Source organism: Corynebacterium sp. NML 150383, assembly GCF_002285085.1.
Classification (GTDB): Bacteria; Actinomycetota; Actinomycetes; order Mycobacteriales; family Mycobacteriaceae; genus Corynebacterium; species Corynebacterium gottingense.
In genome coordinates, this window is the sequence record NZ_NSGK01000009.1 from 20,318 (window position 1) to 37,983 (window position 17,666).

At 67.1% G+C, this 17,666-nt stretch carries 15 protein-coding genes and 1 pseudogene; 9 read left to right on the forward strand and 7 right to left on the reverse strand.

Annotation, left to right across the window (positions count from 1 at the left end; translation table 11 throughout):
- Window positions 1–9 precede the first annotated feature (9 nt).
- Genes CKJ85_RS09215 through CKJ85_RS09230 form a run of 4 tightly spaced genes read left to right on the forward strand, consistent with a single transcriptional unit; the run spans window position 10 to window position 6,796 of the window.
- Complete coding sequence (locus CKJ85_RS09215; RefSeq protein ID WP_095554131.1) at window positions 10–3,357, forward strand: arabinosyltransferase domain-containing protein; 3,348 nt, start codon at window positions 10–12, stop codon at window positions 3,355–3,357.
- Between the two features lie 5 nt (window positions 3,358–3,362).
- Window positions 3,363–4,232 carry a cutinase family protein gene (locus CKJ85_RS09220; protein WP_095554132.1) on the forward strand — a complete coding sequence of 290 codons (870 nt, stop codon included), beginning with the start codon at window positions 3,363–3,365 and terminating at the stop codon, window positions 4,230–4,232.
- Window positions 4,233–4,250: 18 nt separating this feature from the next.
- Window positions 4,251–6,101, forward strand: coding sequence for a M13 family metallopeptidase (locus CKJ85_RS09225; RefSeq protein ID WP_095554133.1), 1,851 nt, complete (start codon window positions 4,251–4,253; stop codon window positions 6,099–6,101).
- Window positions 6,065–6,796, forward strand: coding sequence for an alpha/beta hydrolase (locus CKJ85_RS09230; RefSeq protein WP_233127027.1), 732 nt, complete (start codon window positions 6,065–6,067; stop codon window positions 6,794–6,796). Before CKJ85_RS09225 ends, CKJ85_RS09230 begins: the two co-directional genes overlap by 37 nt.
- Here the strand turns inward: CKJ85_RS09230 and CKJ85_RS09235 are convergent.
- From CKJ85_RS09235 to CKJ85_RS09250, 4 genes are read right to left on the reverse strand one after another with little or no spacing between them, the layout of a single operon-like run.
- Window positions 6,785–7,510, reverse strand: a complete 726-nt coding sequence (locus CKJ85_RS09235) for a VOC family protein (protein ID WP_095546895.1) — start codon at window positions 7,508–7,510, stop codon at window positions 6,785–6,787. The genes CKJ85_RS09230 and CKJ85_RS09235 overlap by 12 nt on opposite strands.
- A gap of 24 nt (window positions 7,511–7,534) precedes the next feature.
- Window positions 7,535–7,828 (reverse strand): RNA-binding S4 domain-containing protein, encoded by a 294-nt coding sequence (locus CKJ85_RS09240; protein WP_165765822.1) that lies wholly within the window; start codon window positions 7,826–7,828, stop codon window positions 7,535–7,537.
- Window positions 7,821–8,114, reverse strand: a complete 294-nt coding sequence (locus CKJ85_RS09245; protein ID WP_095554135.1) for a heavy metal-binding domain-containing protein — start codon at window positions 8,112–8,114, stop codon at window positions 7,821–7,823. The genes CKJ85_RS09240 and CKJ85_RS09245 overlap by 8 nt, the downstream gene beginning before the upstream one ends.
- Before the next feature lie 19 nt (window positions 8,115–8,133).
- Complete coding sequence (locus tag CKJ85_RS09250) at window positions 8,134–8,847, reverse strand: SDR family oxidoreductase (protein ID WP_095554136.1); 714 nt, start codon at window positions 8,845–8,847, stop codon at window positions 8,134–8,136.
- Between the two features lie 168 nt (window positions 8,848–9,015).
- On the opposite strand from CKJ85_RS09250, the gene CKJ85_RS09255 reads away from it, so the two are divergent.
- The 3 genes from CKJ85_RS09255 to CKJ85_RS09265 all read left to right on the forward strand — a co-directional run bounded on the left by CKJ85_RS09255 (window position 9,016) and on the right by CKJ85_RS09265 (window position 12,149).
- The gene (locus CKJ85_RS09255) at window positions 9,016–9,318 is read left to right on the forward strand and encodes a hypothetical protein (protein ID WP_095538008.1); all 303 of its coding nucleotides are present in this window, start codon (window positions 9,016–9,018) and stop codon (window positions 9,316–9,318) included.
- Window positions 9,319–9,434: 116 nt separating this feature from the next.
- Window positions 9,435–10,781, forward strand: a complete 1,347-nt coding sequence (locus tag CKJ85_RS09260; RefSeq protein ID WP_095554137.1) for an HNH endonuclease signature motif containing protein — start codon at window positions 9,435–9,437, stop codon at window positions 10,779–10,781.
- Between the two features lie 84 nt (window positions 10,782–10,865).
- The gene (locus CKJ85_RS09265; protein WP_095554138.1) at window positions 10,866–12,149 is read left to right on the forward strand and encodes an esterase-like activity of phytase family protein; all 1,284 of its coding nucleotides are present in this window, start codon (window positions 10,866–10,868) and stop codon (window positions 12,147–12,149) included.
- On the opposite strand, the gene thpR is transcribed toward CKJ85_RS09265, so the two are convergent.
- Window positions 12,137–12,679 carry an RNA 2',3'-cyclic phosphodiesterase gene (thpR, locus tag CKJ85_RS09270; protein WP_095275281.1) on the reverse strand — a complete coding sequence of 181 codons (543 nt, stop codon included), beginning with the start codon at window positions 12,677–12,679 and terminating at the stop codon, window positions 12,137–12,139. The genes CKJ85_RS09265 and thpR overlap by 13 nt on opposite strands.
- A 25-nt stretch (window positions 12,680–12,704) precedes the next feature.
- On the opposite strand from thpR, the gene CKJ85_RS09275 reads away from it, so the two are divergent.
- Window positions 12,705–14,876, forward strand: coding sequence for an ATP-dependent RNA helicase (locus tag CKJ85_RS09275; RefSeq protein ID WP_095554139.1), 2,172 nt, complete (start codon window positions 12,705–12,707; stop codon window positions 14,874–14,876).
- A 34-nt stretch (window positions 14,877–14,910) separates the two neighbouring features.
- Complete coding sequence (locus CKJ85_RS09280) at window positions 14,911–16,374, forward strand: basic amino acid/polyamine antiporter (protein ID WP_095535863.1); 1,464 nt, start codon at window positions 14,911–14,913, stop codon at window positions 16,372–16,374.
- Here CKJ85_RS09280 and CKJ85_RS09285 read toward each other — a convergent pair.
- Together CKJ85_RS09285 and CKJ85_RS09290 are read right to left on the reverse strand one after the other, a co-directional pair.
- A complete protein-coding gene (locus tag CKJ85_RS09285; protein WP_095535862.1) occupies window positions 16,367–16,969 on the reverse strand; it encodes a TetR/AcrR family transcriptional regulator in 603 nt (200 codons plus the stop codon). The two genes, CKJ85_RS09280 and CKJ85_RS09285, sit on opposite strands and share 8 nt — an antisense overlap.
- 22 nt (window positions 16,970–16,991) lie before the next feature.
- Window positions 16,992–17,666, reverse strand: a pseudogene (locus CKJ85_RS09290) (TSUP family transporter).

Genomic DNA, 17,666 nt, shown 5'->3' on the forward strand with positions numbered 1-17,666 from the left:
TGACTGTTCGTGGCAACCGTTTCAAATGTTCAACCAAAAGCTCCGAAGTCGCTGGTCTACACCGCGATCGTTTCCGGTCTGATCGCCTTCGTCCTACTGGTCCTCACCCCCTTCCTGCCCGTCAACCAGGTGCAGTCGAAGATTTCCTGGCCGCAGCAGGGCAGCGTCGCCTCCGTCAACGCGCCGCTGATCTCGCTCGCGCCGCAGGACGTGTCGCTGACCATCCCGCTCAGCGCGGTCGACGAGCTGCGCGATGACCAGACCACGATCCTGTCCACCCTCCCGGAATCCTCCAAGGAGGCGACGGACCGCGGCCTGTTCATCACCGCCCCCGAGGGCGGCCTGGTGGTCTCCTCACTCAATGACGTCGTCTTCGAGCTGAGCCCCGACGAGGTCCGCTCCCTGCCCGCCGACGCGCGCCTGGAGATCCGCCAGACCGACGAGGGCATGACCGCCGCCATCCCCGGCACCACCTTCGTGGAGGAGTCGGACGATGACTACCGGCCCCAGCTCACCGGCCTGTACACCGAGCTCAAGCCCGAGGCTTCGCAGAAGCTTATCGACGCCGGCCTCACCGCCACCGTCGACGTGAACTCTCGCTTCACCTCCTCCCCCACCACCGTCAAGCTGCTCAGCATGGTCGGCGGCCTCGTCGCCGCCCTGATCGGCCTGTGGGCCCTGCGCCGCCTGGACCGCTACGACGGGAAGCACCTGCCCGCCTTCGGCCCCCGCTGGCGCACCTTCACGCTTCTCGACGCCGTCGTGCTCGCCATCCTCGCGTTCTGGCACGTCTTCGGCGCGAACACCTCCGACGACGGCTTCCTGCTCACCATGGCCCGCGTGTCCAACGACTCGGACTACATGGCGAACTACTACCGCTGGTACGGCGTGCCCGAGGCCCCGTTCGGCTCCCCGTTCTACGACGTACTCGCCCTGCTGTCCAAGGTGACCACCGCGTCCATGTGGATGCGCCTGCCCACGCTGCTCGCCGCGGTCCTCACCTGGTGGATCCTCTCGCGCGAGATCCTCCCGCGCCTCGGCTCGGTGGTGGCGGACCGCAAGGTGGCCCACTGGACCGCCGCCTTCGTCTTCCTGGCGTTCTGGCTGCCGTACAACAACGGGCTGCGCCCGGAGCCGATCATCGCGCTCGGCGTGATTGCCACCTGGGCCATGTTTGAGCGCTCCATCGCCTCCGACCGGCTCGCCCCCGCCGCGTGGGGCACGGTGACCGCCGCGATCACCCTGGCCTGCGGCCCGACCGGCCTCGCCGCCGTGGGCATCTTCCTGGTCAGCCTGCCGGCTGTGTTCCGCATCATGAACCGGCGCCGCCACATCGCCCCGGGCCTGGCCTACGTGGCCGTGTTCCTGGGCGCCGGCCTGGCGGTGTTCGTGCCCATCTTCAAGGACCAGACGCTGGCCACCGTGCTCGAGTCCACGTCGGTGCGCAGCCAGGTCGGTCCGGCCCTCGAGTGGTTCTCCGAGTGGGTCCGCTACGGCACGCTCTTCCAGCAGTCCGTGGACGGCGCGATGTCGCGCCGCTTCCCCATGTTCGTGTTCTTCTTCTGCCTCATCCTTATCTCCTGGGCGGTCGCCCGCTTTGGCAAGGTGCCCGGGGTGGCCAAGGACGTGACGCTGCGGATGCTGCTGATCGTGGGCCTGTCCACGTTCTTCCTCATGTTCACGCCGACGAAGTGGACCCACCACTTTGGCATCTACGCGGGCCTGGGCGGCGCTGTCGCCGCGCTCGGCGCCGTGGTACTTTCCCACATCGCGCTGCAGTCCAAGCGCAACCGCACCTTCGCCATCGCCGCGGTCCTGTTCCTCATGGCGCTCACCCTCGCCGGCTGGAACGCCTGGTGGTACGTCTCCTCCTTCGGCGTCCCGTGGTGGGATAAGACCGTCCAGCTCAAGGCGGTCGAGGCGAACAAGGTCATGCTCATCCTCGCCCTGCTCGTCGCCCTGGTGGGCGTGGTCCAGTCCTTCCGCAAGGACCAGACCGAGAAGCGCGTCGGCGGGGCCTGGACCGGCATCATGGCTGCCCCCATCGCCGTGATGGCGGTGGCGATGGTCGCCTTCTCCTGCCTCACCTTTGCTAAGGCGTTCGCGTCCCAGGCCCCCGCCTACTCGGTGGGCATGGGCAACGTGAAGTCGTTCGCCGGCGACACCTGCGCGCTTGCAAACGATGTACTGCTGGAGGACGACACCAACGATTCCTTCCTCACCCCGGCCGACGGCGTCCCGCTGGGCAAGTCGCTCGACTCCGGCGACGAGAACCGCGGGTTCACGCCCGACGGCGTGCCGGCCTTCATCGTCAGCGAGAACGCGAACTCCTCCGATACGCAGCAGGAATCGCGCTCGGAGGCGTCGGCGGTGGAGAAGGACGCGTCGTCGACAAGCGCTGGCACCGACGGCACGGAGACGGAGGAGGACGCGCCGGACGCCAAGGACCTGACCGAGGAGGCGCAATCCACCACCACGACGCACACGCAGGGCAACCGCCCGAAGTCCATGCGCGGCATCAACGGCTCCACCGTCCGCCTGCCGTTCAACCTGGACTACACGCGCGTGCCGGTGCTGGGCACCTTCGAGGACGAGCCGAAGGCGTCCGCCAAGATCAAGACCTCCTGGTACGAGCTGCCCGAGCTTCACGACGATTCCCCGCTCCTCGTCACTTCCGTCGCCGGCCGCATCAAGCACCACGACATCAACGGCGTCGAGCAGGAGGGCACCGAGCTGGTCCTGGAGTACGGCAAGCGCGCCGACGACGGCAGCATCACCAAGCTGGGCGAGAAGGAAATGCTGGACCAGGGCCCGACCCCGCTGTGGCGCAACCTGCGCCTGCCGCTGGCGGACCTGCCGGAGGACGCGGACGTGGCGCGCCTGGTGGCCGAGGACGCCTCGCTTGCCGAGGAGGACTGGCTGGCCATCACCCCGCTGCGCAACCCGCACCTGTCCCCGCTCAACGAGCGCTTCGACGGCAACACCCCCGGCCTGCTCGACTGGTCCGTCGCCTTCCAGTACCCGTGCCAGCGCACGTTTAGCCACTACGCCGGCGTGACCGAGATCCCGGAGTACCGCATCATGCCGGACGCCCCGGGCAAGCAGCAGCTGTCCGGCTTCATGGACTTCTTGGGCGGCGGCGCGCTGTCCACCGCGGAGGCCGTGAACTACTCCTACGAGATCCCCGGCTACCTGCGCAACGACTGGCAGCGCGACTGGGGTTCCGCCGCGAAGTACGAGCGCAGGACGAACTCCGTCGGCGATGTCCCAAACAACGCGCAGATAGATTACGATGAGACCGTCCGATCGGGCTGGTGGACTCCGGGCCCGATGAAGATCCGTGACCCGGAAGAGTAAGACGAATGCGCCGTTCCCGTCTCGCTGCCGCAGTTGCCGCTGCCCTCATCGCCCTGGCGCCGACCGCCGCCGAGGCCGATGAGCAGGCGGTCCCCGCGCCCATCCAGCCATCCGACAACGCGGGCCAGCTGGTGGAGCAGCAGGGCTGCACCGACCAGTACCTCATTGCCATCCCGGGCGGTGCCAACACCGCCCCCGGCATCCCCAACGCGGTGCCGCACGGCGGCAACGTGTTCCTCACCGGCATCTTCACCCAGCTGGGGACGGGCGGAAGCGTCCAGCCGCTGTGGGTGTCCTACAGCGCCACCCCGTTTGCGGCGAACAACTACTACGCGTCCTCCGCGGACGGGTACAACGAGACGGTGCGCACCGTGAAGCGCCTCTCCGCCTCCTGCCCGGGCGCCACCTTCAGCTTCACCGGCTACTCGCTCGGCGCGGACATTGCGTCGCGCCTCCTGCGAGACATCGCCCACGGCAACGGCCCGATTACCCCGGACCGGGTCGACTCCGCCGCCCTGTTTGCCAACCCGTACCAGGGCGGCAACGGCGCGGTGCTCTCCCGCATCACGGCCCCCGAGTCCCGCGGCGCGCTCGGCGAGCTCAAAGGCGGCTACGGCGAGCTCGGCGAGCGGGTCCTGGAGATCTGCAACCCGCGCGACATCGTCTGCTCCACCGACGCCCAGTACCGCCCGCTTGTCGAGCCCGCACTGGCCACCGACCTGCGCGCCGGCAAACTTCCGCTGAAAAAGTTCAACGTCCTGCTGAGCAACCTGGGCATCGGCGCGCTGGGCGTGTTCACCGGCATGGGCGCCCACGGCCAGTACACGCTGGCGGACCAACAGGAAGCGTCGAACTGGATCATCTCGCACGCCTAAACCCGTTACAGTGGGGGCATGCATGACCTATTTGAGCTAGTCAACGGGGACTGGGTGCGCGAGCACGAGATCCCCGCCGACCGCGGCATCGACGGATCCTTCTACGCGCTGCGCGACAAGTCGGAGGAGGACGTCCACGCGCTGCTGCAGGAGGGCGCGGGCCGCGGGGGCGACCTGTACACCTCCTTCATGGACACCGACGCCATCAACGCCGCTGGCACGGCCCCGCTCCAGGAGGACCTGGACGCGCTGTCCGTGACCACCGTCGAGGAGTTCGTCGCTGCGCTCGGCGCCCTCGAGCGCAGCGGCGTCGGCGGCCCGCTGACCTACTGGGTAGCGAAGGACTCGCAGGGCGAGGACTCCGTGCCGTACCTCATCCAGTCCGGCCTGGGACTGCCCGATGAGGCCTACTACCGCTCCGAGGAACACGCCGAAACGCTCGCCGCGTACAAGGAGCACGTGGCACGCATGCTCGGCGTGCTGGACCCGAAGTACCTGCTCGGCCTGACGCCGGCGCTGGCGGCCGAGCGCATCCTCAACCTGGAGACGCAGCTGGCGGGCAGCCACTGGGACGTGGTGCGCTCCCGCGACGCCATGGCCACCTACAACCCGACCACGCTCGACGCACTGCCCGCCCACGTGCAGGCGCTGCTGCGCGCCTCCGGGCTTCCCGACGGCACCGTGATCAACATGATGCCGTCCTACACCGAGGACCTCGAGGGCATGCTGCGCCCGGAAACGCTCGCCGATTGGCAGCTGTGGGCCGTCTGGAACATCCTGCGCACCCGCGCTGGCCTCCTCACCGAGGAGATCGGCGCCGCGAACTTCGAGTTCTACGGCACCACGCTCTCCGGCGCGACCGAGCAGCGGGACCGCTGGAAGCGCGCCGTCGGCCTGGCCGAGTCCCTCGTGGGCGAGGAGATTGGGCAGCGCTACGTGGAGAAGCACTTCCCGCCCTCCAGCAAGGAGCACATGCTCAAGCTGGTGGACTACCTGGTCGCCGCGTACCGCGAGCGGATCTCGGCGCTGGACTGGATGACGGAAGGCACCCGCGAGCGCGCGCTGGAGAAGCTGGACCAGTTCACCGCCAAGATCGGCTACCCCGACAACTGGCGCAGCTTCGACGGACTCGAGTTCTCCACCAGCGGCGCCGACCTGGTGGCCAACGTGCGCCGCGGCTCCGCCTTCGAGCACGACTACCAGCTGGGCAAGATTGGCAAGCCGGCGGACCGCAACGAGTGGGTCACCACCCCGCAGACCGTCAACGCCTTCTACAACCCGGTGGTCAATGACATCACCTTCCCGGCCGCGATCCTGCAGCCGCCCTTCTTCGACCCGGACGCCAGCGCGGCCGAGAACTTCGGCGCGATCGGCGCGGTAATCGGCCACGAGATCGGCCACGGCTTTGATGACCAGGGCTCGCGATACGACGGCGCGGGCAACCTCAACTCCTGGTGGACCGACGAGGACCGCGAGGCCTTCGAGGCCCTGACCGCCAAGCTGGTCGAGCAGTTCAACGGCCTCGTACCGTCCGTGCTCGAGGGGACCGAGACGCAGGGCGTCAACGGCGAGTTCACCCTCGGCGAGAACATTGGGGACCTCGGCGGGCTCGGCATCGCCGTCGTGGCGTACCGCAACTACGAGCAGAACCCCGACTTCGAGGCGCTGTTCAAGGCGTGGGCGCGCGTGTGGCGCTCCAAGACCCGCCCGGAGATGGCCGCGCAGCTGCTGGCCATCGACCCGCACGCCCCGAACGAGTTCCGCTGCAACGTGATCGCCGCAAATATCGACGAGCTTTACCAGGCCTTCGACGTCGAGGAGGGCTCCGCCATGTGGATCGCCCCCGAGGACAGGGTGAAGATTTGGTAGACGAGTACCCGGAGAACGTCCAGGGCGACCCGGACTTCAACGTCGGCGGCGTGGACCGCCCGCTGCCGGACGCGCTGCAGTTGGAGCAGCTCGTCTCCTACATCGAGGCGACGTACGACCCGGACTCGCCCCAGTACCTGGCGCTGCTGCCGGACAGGATCACGCACGCGGCCATGCTCATGCTGGGGTCCGCGGTGGACCATACGATGCCGGGCGTTGCGTATACGGGCGAGGTGGCGTCGAGAAGCTGCCCGCTCGGCGAGCTGTACGGCGACGACGCCGCGACCTGGGTGATCGCGCTGTGGGACGGCCCGGACAGCGCGATGGAGCACTGGTTCCGGCCGGAGGCAGCGGCGGTGGCGCAGCTGTCGGGCGCCACCGTGCTGGTGTCGGACCGGCCTGACGACGCGGTGGCATTCGCCCGCGAGCAGGGCGCGGAAACGGTCGCGGTGTGGGCGTTTTCCACGGGCAGCGAGCGGCTGCCGCGCGACGTCGATGCCCTAGCCCTCACTTTTCCCACAAAAGTTGCGGACCTGGGGGTGCCCACGTTTATCCAGGTGGGGACGAAGGACGAGCTCGGGGCAAGGATTTCCGACGCCCACGAGTACCACTCCACGCACTACATCCAGACACCGGCTGAGGCCCGGCGGCGCGTCCGGGACCTCGCGGAGTTCTTGAGAGCACTAGAGCTCTAGGACCGAGTCGGCCTCGCTGAAGTCCTCCGGGGCGGGCTCGGGGGCCTCGACGAGGAAGGAGGCGGCGCCGGCGGAGTCGCGCATAGCCAACATCGGCCCGAACGGGCTGTCGCCAGGACCGGCGAGCACCTCCCCGCCCAGCATGCCGACCTCCTGGCGCGCCTGCGAAATGTTCGCCACGCCGAAGAAGCTCTGCCAGCCCGCGTGCTGCTCCTGCACGCGCATGCCCAGAAACGGCGCGCCCTCCGCGAGCGCCAGGTAGTAGCCGTCCGACTCCTTGATCTCCCAGTCAAACAAGTCGCCGTAGAAGTCAATCGCCGCGAGATCCGGGGCGCTGTACTCGTACCAGACCGGCACGCCCGGCTCGCCGGCAGCGACGAACTGCTCCTCACCGGCCGGGTCGATCAGACCGAACAGGCCGCCCGCCGGGTCCTGGCACACCTGCATCCGGCCCAGGGAGACCTCGGAGGACGCCACAACTTTTCCGCCAAACTTTTCCACCGGGGCACCGCCCAGGAAATAGGTCACCCACGCCGGCTTCTCGCCCGGCACGATGCCCGCGACCGGGAGCCCCTCCTTCTTGGCCACCAGGTAGTCCTCGCCGGAGGTCTCCCAGCCGAGGAGTTTGGAGTAAAAGTAGGTAGATTTCTGCACGTCAGGCGTGAGCAGGTCCTGCCAGTACGGCATACCGGGTTCCGCGCTGAAAGCGGGCATGCAAGGCTCCTTTGCAGGTTCGGGTTAGGGGAGGTTGCGCCACTTCTCCGGGTCGAAGTCGTCGTTGGCGGTGCGTTCGTCGAAGTAGTCGTCTTCCTCCCCGCCGCAGACAACGGTGGCGGTGGTGGAGTCGAGGGAGACCACGTCGGCGTCGTAAAGCAAATGGCTTCTCGACGTCACCACCTCCCCGTTGACGGCGACGTCGCCCGCAGCGATGGCCTCCTTGGCGTGGCCGCCGGACTCGACGAGGTTGGCCAGCTTGAGGAACTGGCCGAGGCGGATGGAGTCGCCGGAGATGGAAACGTCCATACTAGGCAAGCTTCACCGCGGTGCCGGTCGCGGAGACGAGCATGGCGCCGCCGTCCGGGCCGAGCGGCTCGTAGTCGATGGCCACGGAGATGACGCCGTCGGCGCCGAGCTCCTCGCCGCGCTTCCACAGCTCGTTGAGCGCGGCGTCGCGGGCCTGTGCGATCTCCACGGGGCGGTTGTAGCCGGCGTTCATGCTGCGGTAGAGGTTGATGCCGATGACGGTCTCGCCGCCAATCACGCGCATGTATTCACTGATGGTGCGACCTTCAACGGTCGGAGTCGTAGTCAAGATCATGCAGTCATTCTAGCCGAGGTCAGCGCTCGGCCTGATCCACCGGCATGATGTTGAGACTGTCGATGTTCACGTGCGGCGGCAAGCTGGCCACCCAGCGGATCGCCTCCGCGACGTCCTCGGCGGACAGATTGAGTTTGCCCTCGTACACCGCGTCGGCTTTCTCCTGGTCACCGGCGAATCGATTGAGTGAAAAGTCCGTCTTCACCCGGCCGGGGTCGATCTCGGTCACGCGGATGCGCTGGTCGGCCTCCTCGCGCCGGAACGCGCGAGTGGCGCCGCGCAGGCCGTACTTCGCCGCGTTATAGCCGGCGCCGCCCTTGTAGGCGTCCGTGCCCGCGACCGACCCGATGTTGATCACCAGCCCCTCAGACTCCCTGAGTTGCGGATACAGCGCGCGGGTGACACGCATCGTGCCCATCACGTTGGTGGCAAACATCCATTCCCAGTCCGCATCGCTCGCGTCCCTGAGATAGTCCAGCTGCTTCGCGCCGCCCGCGTTGTTGACTACCAGGTCAACGCGTTCCAACTGGGCCGCAAGCCTATCGACGCTCCCCTGATCCGTCACATCCAACTCCGCCGCCACCCCGCCGATCTCCGCGGCGACCGCTCGGCACCGGTCCAGCCGGCGCGCCGCGACGACCACGCGCCACCCGTCCTTCGCCAGCGCGCGGGCCGCCGCCGCGCCAATACCCGCGGAACCGCCAGTAACTACTGCAACCCGTTGCTCTCCCATGTGATCAGCCTAACAGGATCGATTTCGCCCCACTGAAAATCATCCAGGCGAGGTACGCGCCGTGTTGCCCGCCATGATTCCCAGCGCACCGATCTTTCGTCCCCACCCGGATGCGCTGGAACAGGGCTGGCAATCGCCGCGATCCAGACTGGCACCACCCCCAAAGATATGCCCGACCACGGGCCAGGTTGGGCGCTGGTCCGCGACTTTAATGCGCCGAGCAATACCGACCCAAAGCGCGCCCGCGAACTTTTGGCCGAATTGTTCCCTAACGGCGAAACCCCCAGCGTGTGGGCCGCGATCCACCTGGAGTACGGCACGAACACGCACTTCGGACCGGACTGCTACATGAACTTCAACTGCACCATCCTGGACATCGGGGCGCGCACCCTGTTCGGTCCCGGCTGCCAGCCCATCACCGTGGACTCCCTCGTGGCGGGTGTGCTCGCAACTGTTAAACGCAACATCTAATCCACACCATTTCGAACACTATATTGCCTGGTCGCCAGATTCGCCACACTAAAACCCTTGCGTGTCGTATGTGCGTTCGGTAGCATGATGGAAACTTCACTTCGATTGGGGACACCATGACCACCGCAACCGCATCGCCACCGACCTACTTCCGCACCCAACGACCAGACGACCCACTCAGTTCCGCCGCCCAGACCACCCGCGAGGCCCACTTCGCCGTCTTCGCCCCGTACATCGACGGCGACATTGAGGACTTCGACCTGCGTGTTACCCAAATCCAGCAGGCCACCGGGTGGTCCAAGGGCTTCGTCGAACACGGCATCTTCGCCTACGCCACACTGCGGCACCTCCCCCAGCTCCAGGAGCTCCACTGCCGCACGAAGCTGCTCGACATGTCGCACCTCACCGCCATCGAGCGGGTGCTCGCCGAGCTCGGGGAGGAGGTCGACCCTGAGGCTTTCGCGCTTATCGACGACACCTTGGCCGCCCTCTTCACGCCCTCCAAAACCGATCAGCACATGCCCCGGAGACACACCGTCACCAGACGCATCCGCGAGCTTATCCGCCAGATCGACCCGGAGCGCGCCTACGACCCGAAGCGCCGCCGGGAGCGAGCCACTGCGGGACCATCAGTCACGTTCGCAGACTTTGTCCTGGGCGGGGTGTCGCAGTCCGTGGTCCAGCTCAACGCGGACGAGGTGACCGCGGCCCGGTGCAAGAAGAGCATTCTCCGTGTGGCGCGCGAGCAGAAGCTGACGTTGGCCGAGACGGTGGTGCGGCTGTTGACGGGGGAGGTGGTGGCGTCGGTAAGCCCGGTGCTCCACGTCTACGCGCCGAAGGGGCGCGCGGCGGGCGACCCGGTGCAGCTGCCCGGGAGCGGGTGGACGGGGCCGGAGGCGACGGCGGCGCTGGACGAGTGGATCGCGCGGGCCGGTGCGCGCGAGGTGGACCTGGACGAGATTTCGCGGAAAAGTACCGAGAGCTACACGCCGACCGCGGAGATGCGCAGCTACGTCGTGGCGCGCGACGGCACATGTATTTTCCCGGGGTGCCATCGGTCGGCGGCGGACTGTCAACTGGACCACCGCATCCCCTTCGACCGGGGTGGCGCGACGACGCCGGACAACCTCTTCGCGCTCTGCCAGCACCATCACAACCTGAAAACCGATAAGCGGGCCACGTACCTGGTCGACCGGGTGACCGGTGAGGTGGTCTGGCTGTTCGCCGACGGGACGTACGAGTTCGCCGAGTCCGAGGGGCTCCTCAACCAGGAAGCCGTGCCGACGCACCCGCGATGGAGGTCCAGCCTGGACAGCGTGCGAAGGAATCGGGCGCGCGCCGCCGAGTTCGCCGCGAAGGGCCACGCGATCCTGGACGAGCTCGACCGCGACCACGACGAGGAGAAAGCTCACGCGCGGATCGCGGCGCTCGAGCGGGAGTACGGAATGACATTCCCGAGCTAGTCCTTTCACCGAGCGCGAAGTGAATACGCGCCCTAAACTTCGCTGGGCACGACCCACCATGCAACGAAAACGAGGTAGCACCACATGCAACTCCCCGCTCCCCTGAACCAGATAGTCAAGGACGCCACGCTCGAGCAGGTCATCGCCGCCATCGCCGGCGTGTTCGTGGCCGGCGGACTCGTCGGCGGCGCGATCAGCGCGATCGCCACCCAGAACACCGAGACCACCGAGACCACCACCGGCCCGACCCTGGAAGCCCGCGCGAAGCTCGACGCCCTCTACCAGGCGCCGGGCCCGGACTCCGGTAAGGACGCGTTCGACGACAACGGCCAGACCCACCCGTTCAAGGGCCAGGTGATCCCCGGCTTCTCCGGCATGATCGAGATCGGCGATGGCTCTTTCTACGGCCTGCCCGATAACGGCTTCGGCGCCAAGGACAACTCCTCCGACTTCCTGCTGCGCATCTACCACGTCAGGCCAAATTGGGAGACCGCGGAAACCGCCAAGGACCCGCAGGGCGTCGGCGGCGTCGAGGTACTCGACTTCGCCGGGATGAAGGACCCGAACCACAAGATCCCGTGGGAGATCGTCAACAACGACACGGAGGACCGCCTCCTCACCGGTGCGGATTTCGACCCCGAATCCTTCGTCCAGGCCGAGGACGGCACCTTCTGGGTCGGCGAGGAGTTCGGCCCGTACATCCTGCACCTTGACAAGGACGGCACGCTTCTCGACGCCCCGTTCCCCTACCCCGGCGTCACCAGCCCGTCCAACCCGGCCCTGAAGGACGGGGAAACCCCCAACCTGCGTAACTCCAAGGGTTTCGAGTCCATGGCCACCGACGGGCGCTACCTCTACCCCATCTTCGAGGGCTATCTCGACGACGCCACCGACAAGCACGTCCGCGTCGTCTCCCAGTTCGACACCGAGGAAGGCAAGTACACCGGCAAGACCTGGAACTACGTCGCCGACACCGAGGACGCAAACCTGGGCGACGCCTTCCTCACCGAGGACGGCCGCCTCCTCGTCCTCGAGCGCGACGACAACCTGGGCTCCGACGCAAAGCTGAAGAAGGTCTTCGAGGTCAAGGGCTTCAAGGATGCGGAGCCGGGCAGCACCCTGGAGAAGAACCTGATGGTGGACCTGCTCAACATTGCAAACCCGGGCAAGATCGGCATGGTGTCCGACGCCCGAGCGTACGGCGTCGGCGACCCCTTCTCCTTCCCGCTGGTCAGCGTGGAAACCATCGTCCAGCTCAAGGACGGCCGCTACCTCACTGCCCTGGACAACAACTTCCCGGGCAACGACGGCCGCTACCGCGGCAAGCCGGATGACACCGAGATGCTCATCTTCTCCTACCGCAGGTAGAACCGGTCCACGACCTCGTACTTCGGGCCGCCGCTTCGACCTTGCCCGCGGTGCGACTCCATGAGGAGCACCTCGTCGACGGTGAAGTCGGGGCCGGAGTAGATGGAGAGGGCGTGGGCGTGGTCGTCGAGAAGCAGCATGTCCCGCGTCCTCGTCCCCCTGCGGGCGACGGACAGGTGGGCGCGCTGACGCCGCCACTGCTCCGGGTCGAGCTGGCAGTCCGCCATGAGGTCCTTGAGCGGCGCCTTGTCCCCGCCGACGCCGATCCACAGCGTGCGGCGGTCGAAGCAGCCGGCGCCGCGCAGATGCAGGCGCAGCGGACGGGTAAACGCCGTCGCCTGCGAAAGGTGGTCGCTCACCGCGGCGGCGTCGTTCGGCTGGCTGCCGTAGAACGCGCACGTGATGTGCCAGTTGTCCGGGTCCGTCCAGCGCACCTCCGTGCCGGAGAACTCCCGGATCGGGCGCAGGGCAGTGATGAGGTGCTCCGTGACCTCGGCCGGTGGGACGATCGCTGCGAAGAGACGTCTCATGCCCCTCACGCTACCCTGGAAACTCATGTTTGACCTTGCGAAAATCGGAAAGGGTCTGCCAGTAGCGGATTCCCTGGACCAGCTGCCCGATTCCGGCCCGCTCGTCGTACAGGCCCCGCCCGGAACGGGTAAGACGACGCTGCTGCCGCCGGCGATTGCAAACAAGGTTGGCAAGACCATCGTCACCGCGCCGAGGCGAGTCGCGGTGCGGTCGGCGGCGAGAAGGCTGGCGCACCTGGACGGTTCAGCTTTGGGCCAAAAAGTTGGCTACTCCATCCGCGGCGAGCACGCCGACGGCAGCCTCGTCGAGTTCGTCACCCCGGGCGTACTCCTCAACCGCCTGCTCAAGGATCCGGGGCTTGAGGGAGTCAATGCAGTCATCCTCGACGAGGTCCACGAGCGCCAGCTGGACACCGACCTGGTGCTGGCCATGTGCATGGAGGTCGCCGTGCTTCGCGACGATCTCTACCTCGCCGCCATGTCCGCCACCCTCGACGCGGGCACGTTCGCCCAGCACATGGGCGCGCGCGTCATGTCCACGGAAGCGGTGACCCACCCGCTGGACATCGAGTACGCGCCGCACCCGGAGCGTATCCAGGGCACGCGTGACTTCTACCGGCACGTCGCACAGTTGGCGCAGGCCAGCGCGACGCGCACCCTCGTGTTCGTCCCCGGCGCGCGCGAGGTGGACCTGGTGTGCGGCGCGTGTGAGGACGCAAAACCCCTGCACGGGCGGCTTTCCTCCGCCGAGCAGGACGAGGCGCTGAACGGAAGCTCCCAAGTCGTCGTCGCGACGAGTATTGCGGAGTCCTCGATCACAGTGCCGGGCGTGCGCCGGGTCGTCGACGCGGGCCTGTCGCGCGTGCCCAAGCGCGACAACCGCGGCATGACGGGCCTGGTCACGGTCTCGGAGGCCGTCACGAGTGCGGAGCAGCGGGCGGGTCGCGCGGGCAGGCTCGGGCCGGGGCACGTCATTCGAGCATTTTCCCGCGAGGACTTCCAGAAGTTCGCGGCCGACATTTCGCCGGAAATTGCCACCAGCGACCTCACCGGCGCCGCGCTCGCCATCGCGGCGTGGGGCTCCCCCGACCTGCCGTTGCTCGATCAGCCGTCGGAGCAGTCGCTTGCCGACGCCCACACCACCCTCCGCCAACTCGGAGCCCTCGACGCCGACAACGCCATCACCACTTTTGGCCGAAAACTGGTGAGCCTGCCGCTGGACCCCCGGCTCGGGGCGGCGCTGCTGGAGTACGGGTCGGGGGCAGCGGAGTGCGTCGCCAGGCTCGGCGACATGGACGCGAAGCGCCTCGCCCGGCTCGTGCCGAAAACCCCAAAGGTCCCCGACGGCGACGTGATTGCGACTGCGTTCCCGCAGTGGGTGGCAAAGCGGGTCGGCGACGAGTACCTGCTGGCCAGCGGCACCCGCGCAACTTTTGCAGGAAAAGAAGAGTGGATCGCCGCCGCCGAGGTGCAGAGGACGTCCCGCGGCGCCATCATCCGCGAGGCCGCGCCGTACCACCTGCCGGAAGCGCGGATCGAGGAGACCGTCCGAGCAACCTTGCACAACGGGAAGGTTCGCGGCAGGAAAGTTCGGGCGGTCGGCGCGATCGAGCTGTCGTCGACGCCAGTGAAACTGTCGCCGGAAGAGGCGCAGGGGGCGCTCAAAGGGATTTCCCTGGAGGATCTCCAACTCGACGACGCGGCGCAGAAGCTCAAGCAGCGGCTGGACTTCCTGCACGAGGCGCTTGGCAGTCCGTGGCCCGATGTGTCGCGTGGCGACTATTCGGTGGAGGTTGGCGAGCTGGCGGGTGGGGCGTCGATAAGCGAGCTCAACATGCGCAACGCGCTGATGCGGCAGCTGCCCTGGCCGGAGGCCGCGAAGCTGGACGAGCTGGCGCCGGAGCGGCTGCCGATCGGCAGGATCGATTACTCGACGGGGCGACCGCTCGTGCGGGTGAAGCTGCAGCTGGCGTTCGGACTGGCGGACTCGCCGGTGATCGCGGGGCGCAAGCTCCTCTTCCATCTGCTGTCGCCGGCCGGGCGCGAGCTGGCCGTCACCGACGACCTCCGCAGCTTCTGGGACGGCCCGTATCAGGACGTGCGCAAGGAGATGCGCGGCCGCTACCCCAAGCACCCGTGGCCGGAGGACCCGTGGAGCGCGACGCCGACTGCGCGCACAAAAAAGCACCAAAACTAACAGATTTCGGGGCTCGCCGGGTAACTTATTCGCCATGACTACCCGCGCCCACACTGTAACTATGTGGACTTTGGTCTCCCTGATCATCGGCTCCACCATCGGCTCCGGCATCTTTGCCCTGCCGCAAAACATCGGCTCGGTGGCCAGCCCCGGGGCGATGCTGATCGGCTGGGTGATCGCCGGCGTGGGCATGCTCTCTGTCGCGTTTGTGTTCCAGATCCTGGCGCGTCGCAAGCCGCACCTGGACTCCGGTGTGTACTCCTACGTGCGCGCGGGCCTGGGCGACTTCATCGGCTTTACCAGCGGGTTAGGGTACTGGCTGGGCTCCGTGATGGCGCAGGTGGGCTACGCCACCCTGTTCTTCTCCACCATCGGCTACTACGTGCCCGCGTTTAAAAACGACTGGGTGCTCGCCGGCGCGGTGACCGTCCTGACCTGGACGATCTTTGCCATGCTCACGCGCGGGGTGAAGCAGGCCGCGGTGATGAACGTGATCACCACGGTGGCCAAGCTGGTGCCGATTTTGTGCTTCGTGGTCCTCGTCGCCTTCCTCGGCTTTTCCTGGGACAAATTCACGTTGGACTTTTGGGGCGAAAGTTCTTCGATCCCGTTTTCCCAGCAGCTGCAGGGCATCATGCTGTACACGGTGTGGGTGTTCATCGGTATCGAGGGCGCCTCGGTGTACTCCAAGCAGGCGCGCACGCGCACGGACGTCGGCCGCGCCACCATCATCGGCTTCCTCTCCGTCCTCCTGCTGCTGGTCGCGGTGTCGACGCTGTCCTACGGCGTGCTCACCCAGCCGGAGCTGGCGGCGCTGCCGGAAAACTCGATGGGCGCGGTCCTCGAGGCGGTCGTCGGTCCGTGGGGCGGCGTGTTCATCTCCATCGGCCTGTGTCTGTCGGTGCTCGGCGCCTACGTGTCGTGGCAGATGCTGTGCGCGGAGCCGATCGTGCTCATGGCCAACGACGGCCTGCTGCCGAAGGCCCTGGGCAAAACAAACAACGAGGGCTCCCCGTTCCGCGCGCAGCTCATCTCCACGGTGGTGATCCAGCTCTTTGTCATCATCTTCTTTTCCAACGAGGCCTCCTACAACGCGATGGTGCAGCTGGCCACCATCATGTACCTGCTGCCCTACATCTTCTCCTCGCTGTACCTGATCCTGCTGGCCTCGCGCGGCAAGGGCCTGAGCCACCCGCACGCGGGCGAGCGTTTCGACGACTCCGGGCCGTCCACCACCCGCGCGGACGACCGCCGCAGCCTCATCATCGGCGTGGTCGGGTTCGTCTACTCGCTGTGGCTCGTCTACGCCGCGGACCCGGTCTACGTGCTGCTGGGCGCGCTCGCGGTCCTGCCGTGCATCGTGCCGTACGTGTGGACGCGCCTGCACAACAAGGAGCGCCTGTTCAATGCGTTCGAGTGGGTTGTCGTCGCCATCGTTGTCGTCGGCGCCGCGTTCGCGGTGCTCAGGCTTATCGACGGCACGCTCACCCTCAGCTAACGCCAATCACCGGCCACAACACCTCGGTGATGCGCTTGGCCTGCAGCTTCGCGCTGCCCACGTTAAAAGTGGAGCGCAGAATCACAGCACCGACGACCATCGCGCCGACGACGCCCGGGTCGGCCTCGGGGCGCAGGGTGCCCTTCGTCTGGGCGTCCTCGATGTCCTCGATGAACCTGTCGTAGAACGCCTCTTCGAAGCGCTCGCGCCACGCGACCACGAGCGGGTCGGCAGAGGCGATGAGCGAGCCGAAGACGCGGGTGCCCACATTGTCCTCGATGAAGGAACCGAGCTCCGTGATGTACTCGCGGAACGCCTCCTTGGTCAGCGCGTCATCCTCGGAGTAGTAGTCCACGATGTTGGGGATGGAGATGGCGATGTTGTCCAGCGCGTCGACCAGCATCTCTTTGCGGTCCGCGTAGCGACGGTAGATGGTCGTTTTGGCCACACCGGAATCGGCGACGACCGCGTCGATGGAGGTTGCGCTAAACCCCTCGCGCTGCGCGATGCGGAGCACGGATGCGTAGATCCGCTCCTCGGTGGTGAGCTTCTTGGCGGAACCGTCTCCTTTTGCGTCACGATCAATGTGTGCCATACGTCAATATTCTGGCATATCCCTAGGAGCGTGTCAGCAGTTCCTGCCACCCGAGGCGCAGGCAGAGCACCACAACGAGCACCAAAAGCGCGATACGCACGAGTTTTGAACCGCCGCTCAATACGGTCCTTGCCCCCAATTGGGCGCCCACCACGTTCGCCGCAGCAAGCACGAGCGCTAACTTCCACTCAACAAAGCCGCCCGCGATGAACACCACGAGTGCCCCGGTGTTCGTCGCGGTGTTGATCACCTTCGCCATCGCGGCGGACTGCAGGAACGACTGGGTGAACACGGCCGTGAACCCCATAATGAGGAACATGCCGGTGCCGGGGCCGCGATGGCCAGCCCGATGAGCGCGCGCCGCCGGGTGATCAGCCGGTTCCCCTCCGCCCCGAACTCGGGCTTCAGCGTGATGAAGACGCCCACGGCCAGCAGCAGGACGATGATTGCGGGGCGGATGACGGAGTCGCTGATCAGGGCGACCGCCAGGGCCCCGCCTGCCGACGCACACCCCGCCGCCACCGCGTACCCCCAGGTCACCCGCGGGACGCCAACCTTGCGCACCAGCGTCGCCGCGGCGGAGGCGGTGCCGGTCACCGCCGCGACCTTGTTGGTGGCCAGCACGCTCGCCGCCGACGACGGCGTCGATCCACCCGGCCGCCGCCGACGCCACCGCGAGCAGGAGAAGTGTGCCCAT

Bases quoted from the DNA above. Each gene is read 5' to 3' on its own strand.
- CKJ85_RS09265 (WP_095554138.1), top strand. From the start codon at position 10,866: ATGCAACTCCCCGCTCCCCTGAACCAGATAGTCAAGGACGCCACGCTC.
- CKJ85_RS09245 (WP_095554135.1), bottom strand. From the start codon at position 8,114: ATGATCTTGACTACGACTCCGACCGTTGAAGGTCGCACCATCAGTGAA.
- CKJ85_RS09220 (WP_095554132.1), top strand. From the start codon at position 3,363: ATGCGCCGTTCCCGTCTCGCTGCCGCAGTTGCCGCTGCCCTCATCGCC.
- CKJ85_RS09235 (WP_095546895.1), bottom strand. From the start codon at position 7,510: ATGCCCGCTTTCAGCGCGGAACCCGGTATGCCGTACTGGCAGGACCTG.
- CKJ85_RS09275 (WP_095554139.1), top strand. From the start codon at position 12,705: ATGTTTGACCTTGCGAAAATCGGAAAGGGTCTGCCAGTAGCGGATTCC.
- CKJ85_RS09285 (WP_095535862.1), bottom strand. From the start codon at position 16,969: ATGGCACACATTGATCGTGACGCAAAAGGAGACGGTTCCGCCAAGAAG.
- CKJ85_RS09255 (WP_095538008.1), top strand. From the start codon at position 9,016: ATGCCCGACCACGGGCCAGGTTGGGCGCTGGTCCGCGACTTTAATGCG.
- CKJ85_RS09260 (WP_095554137.1), top strand. From the start codon at position 9,435: ATGACCACCGCAACCGCATCGCCACCGACCTACTTCCGCACCCAACGA.
- CKJ85_RS09250 (WP_095554136.1), bottom strand. From the start codon at position 8,847: ATGGGAGAGCAACGGGTTGCAGTAGTTACTGGCGGTTCCGCGGGTATT.
- thpR (WP_095275281.1), bottom strand. From the start codon at position 12,679: ATGAGACGTCTCTTCGCAGCGATCGTCCCACCGGCCGAGGTCACGGAG.
- CKJ85_RS09225 (WP_095554133.1), top strand. From the start codon at position 4,251: ATGCATGACCTATTTGAGCTAGTCAACGGGGACTGGGTGCGCGAGCAC.
- CKJ85_RS09280 (WP_095535863.1), top strand. From the start codon at position 14,911: ATGACTACCCGCGCCCACACTGTAACTATGTGGACTTTGGTCTCCCTG.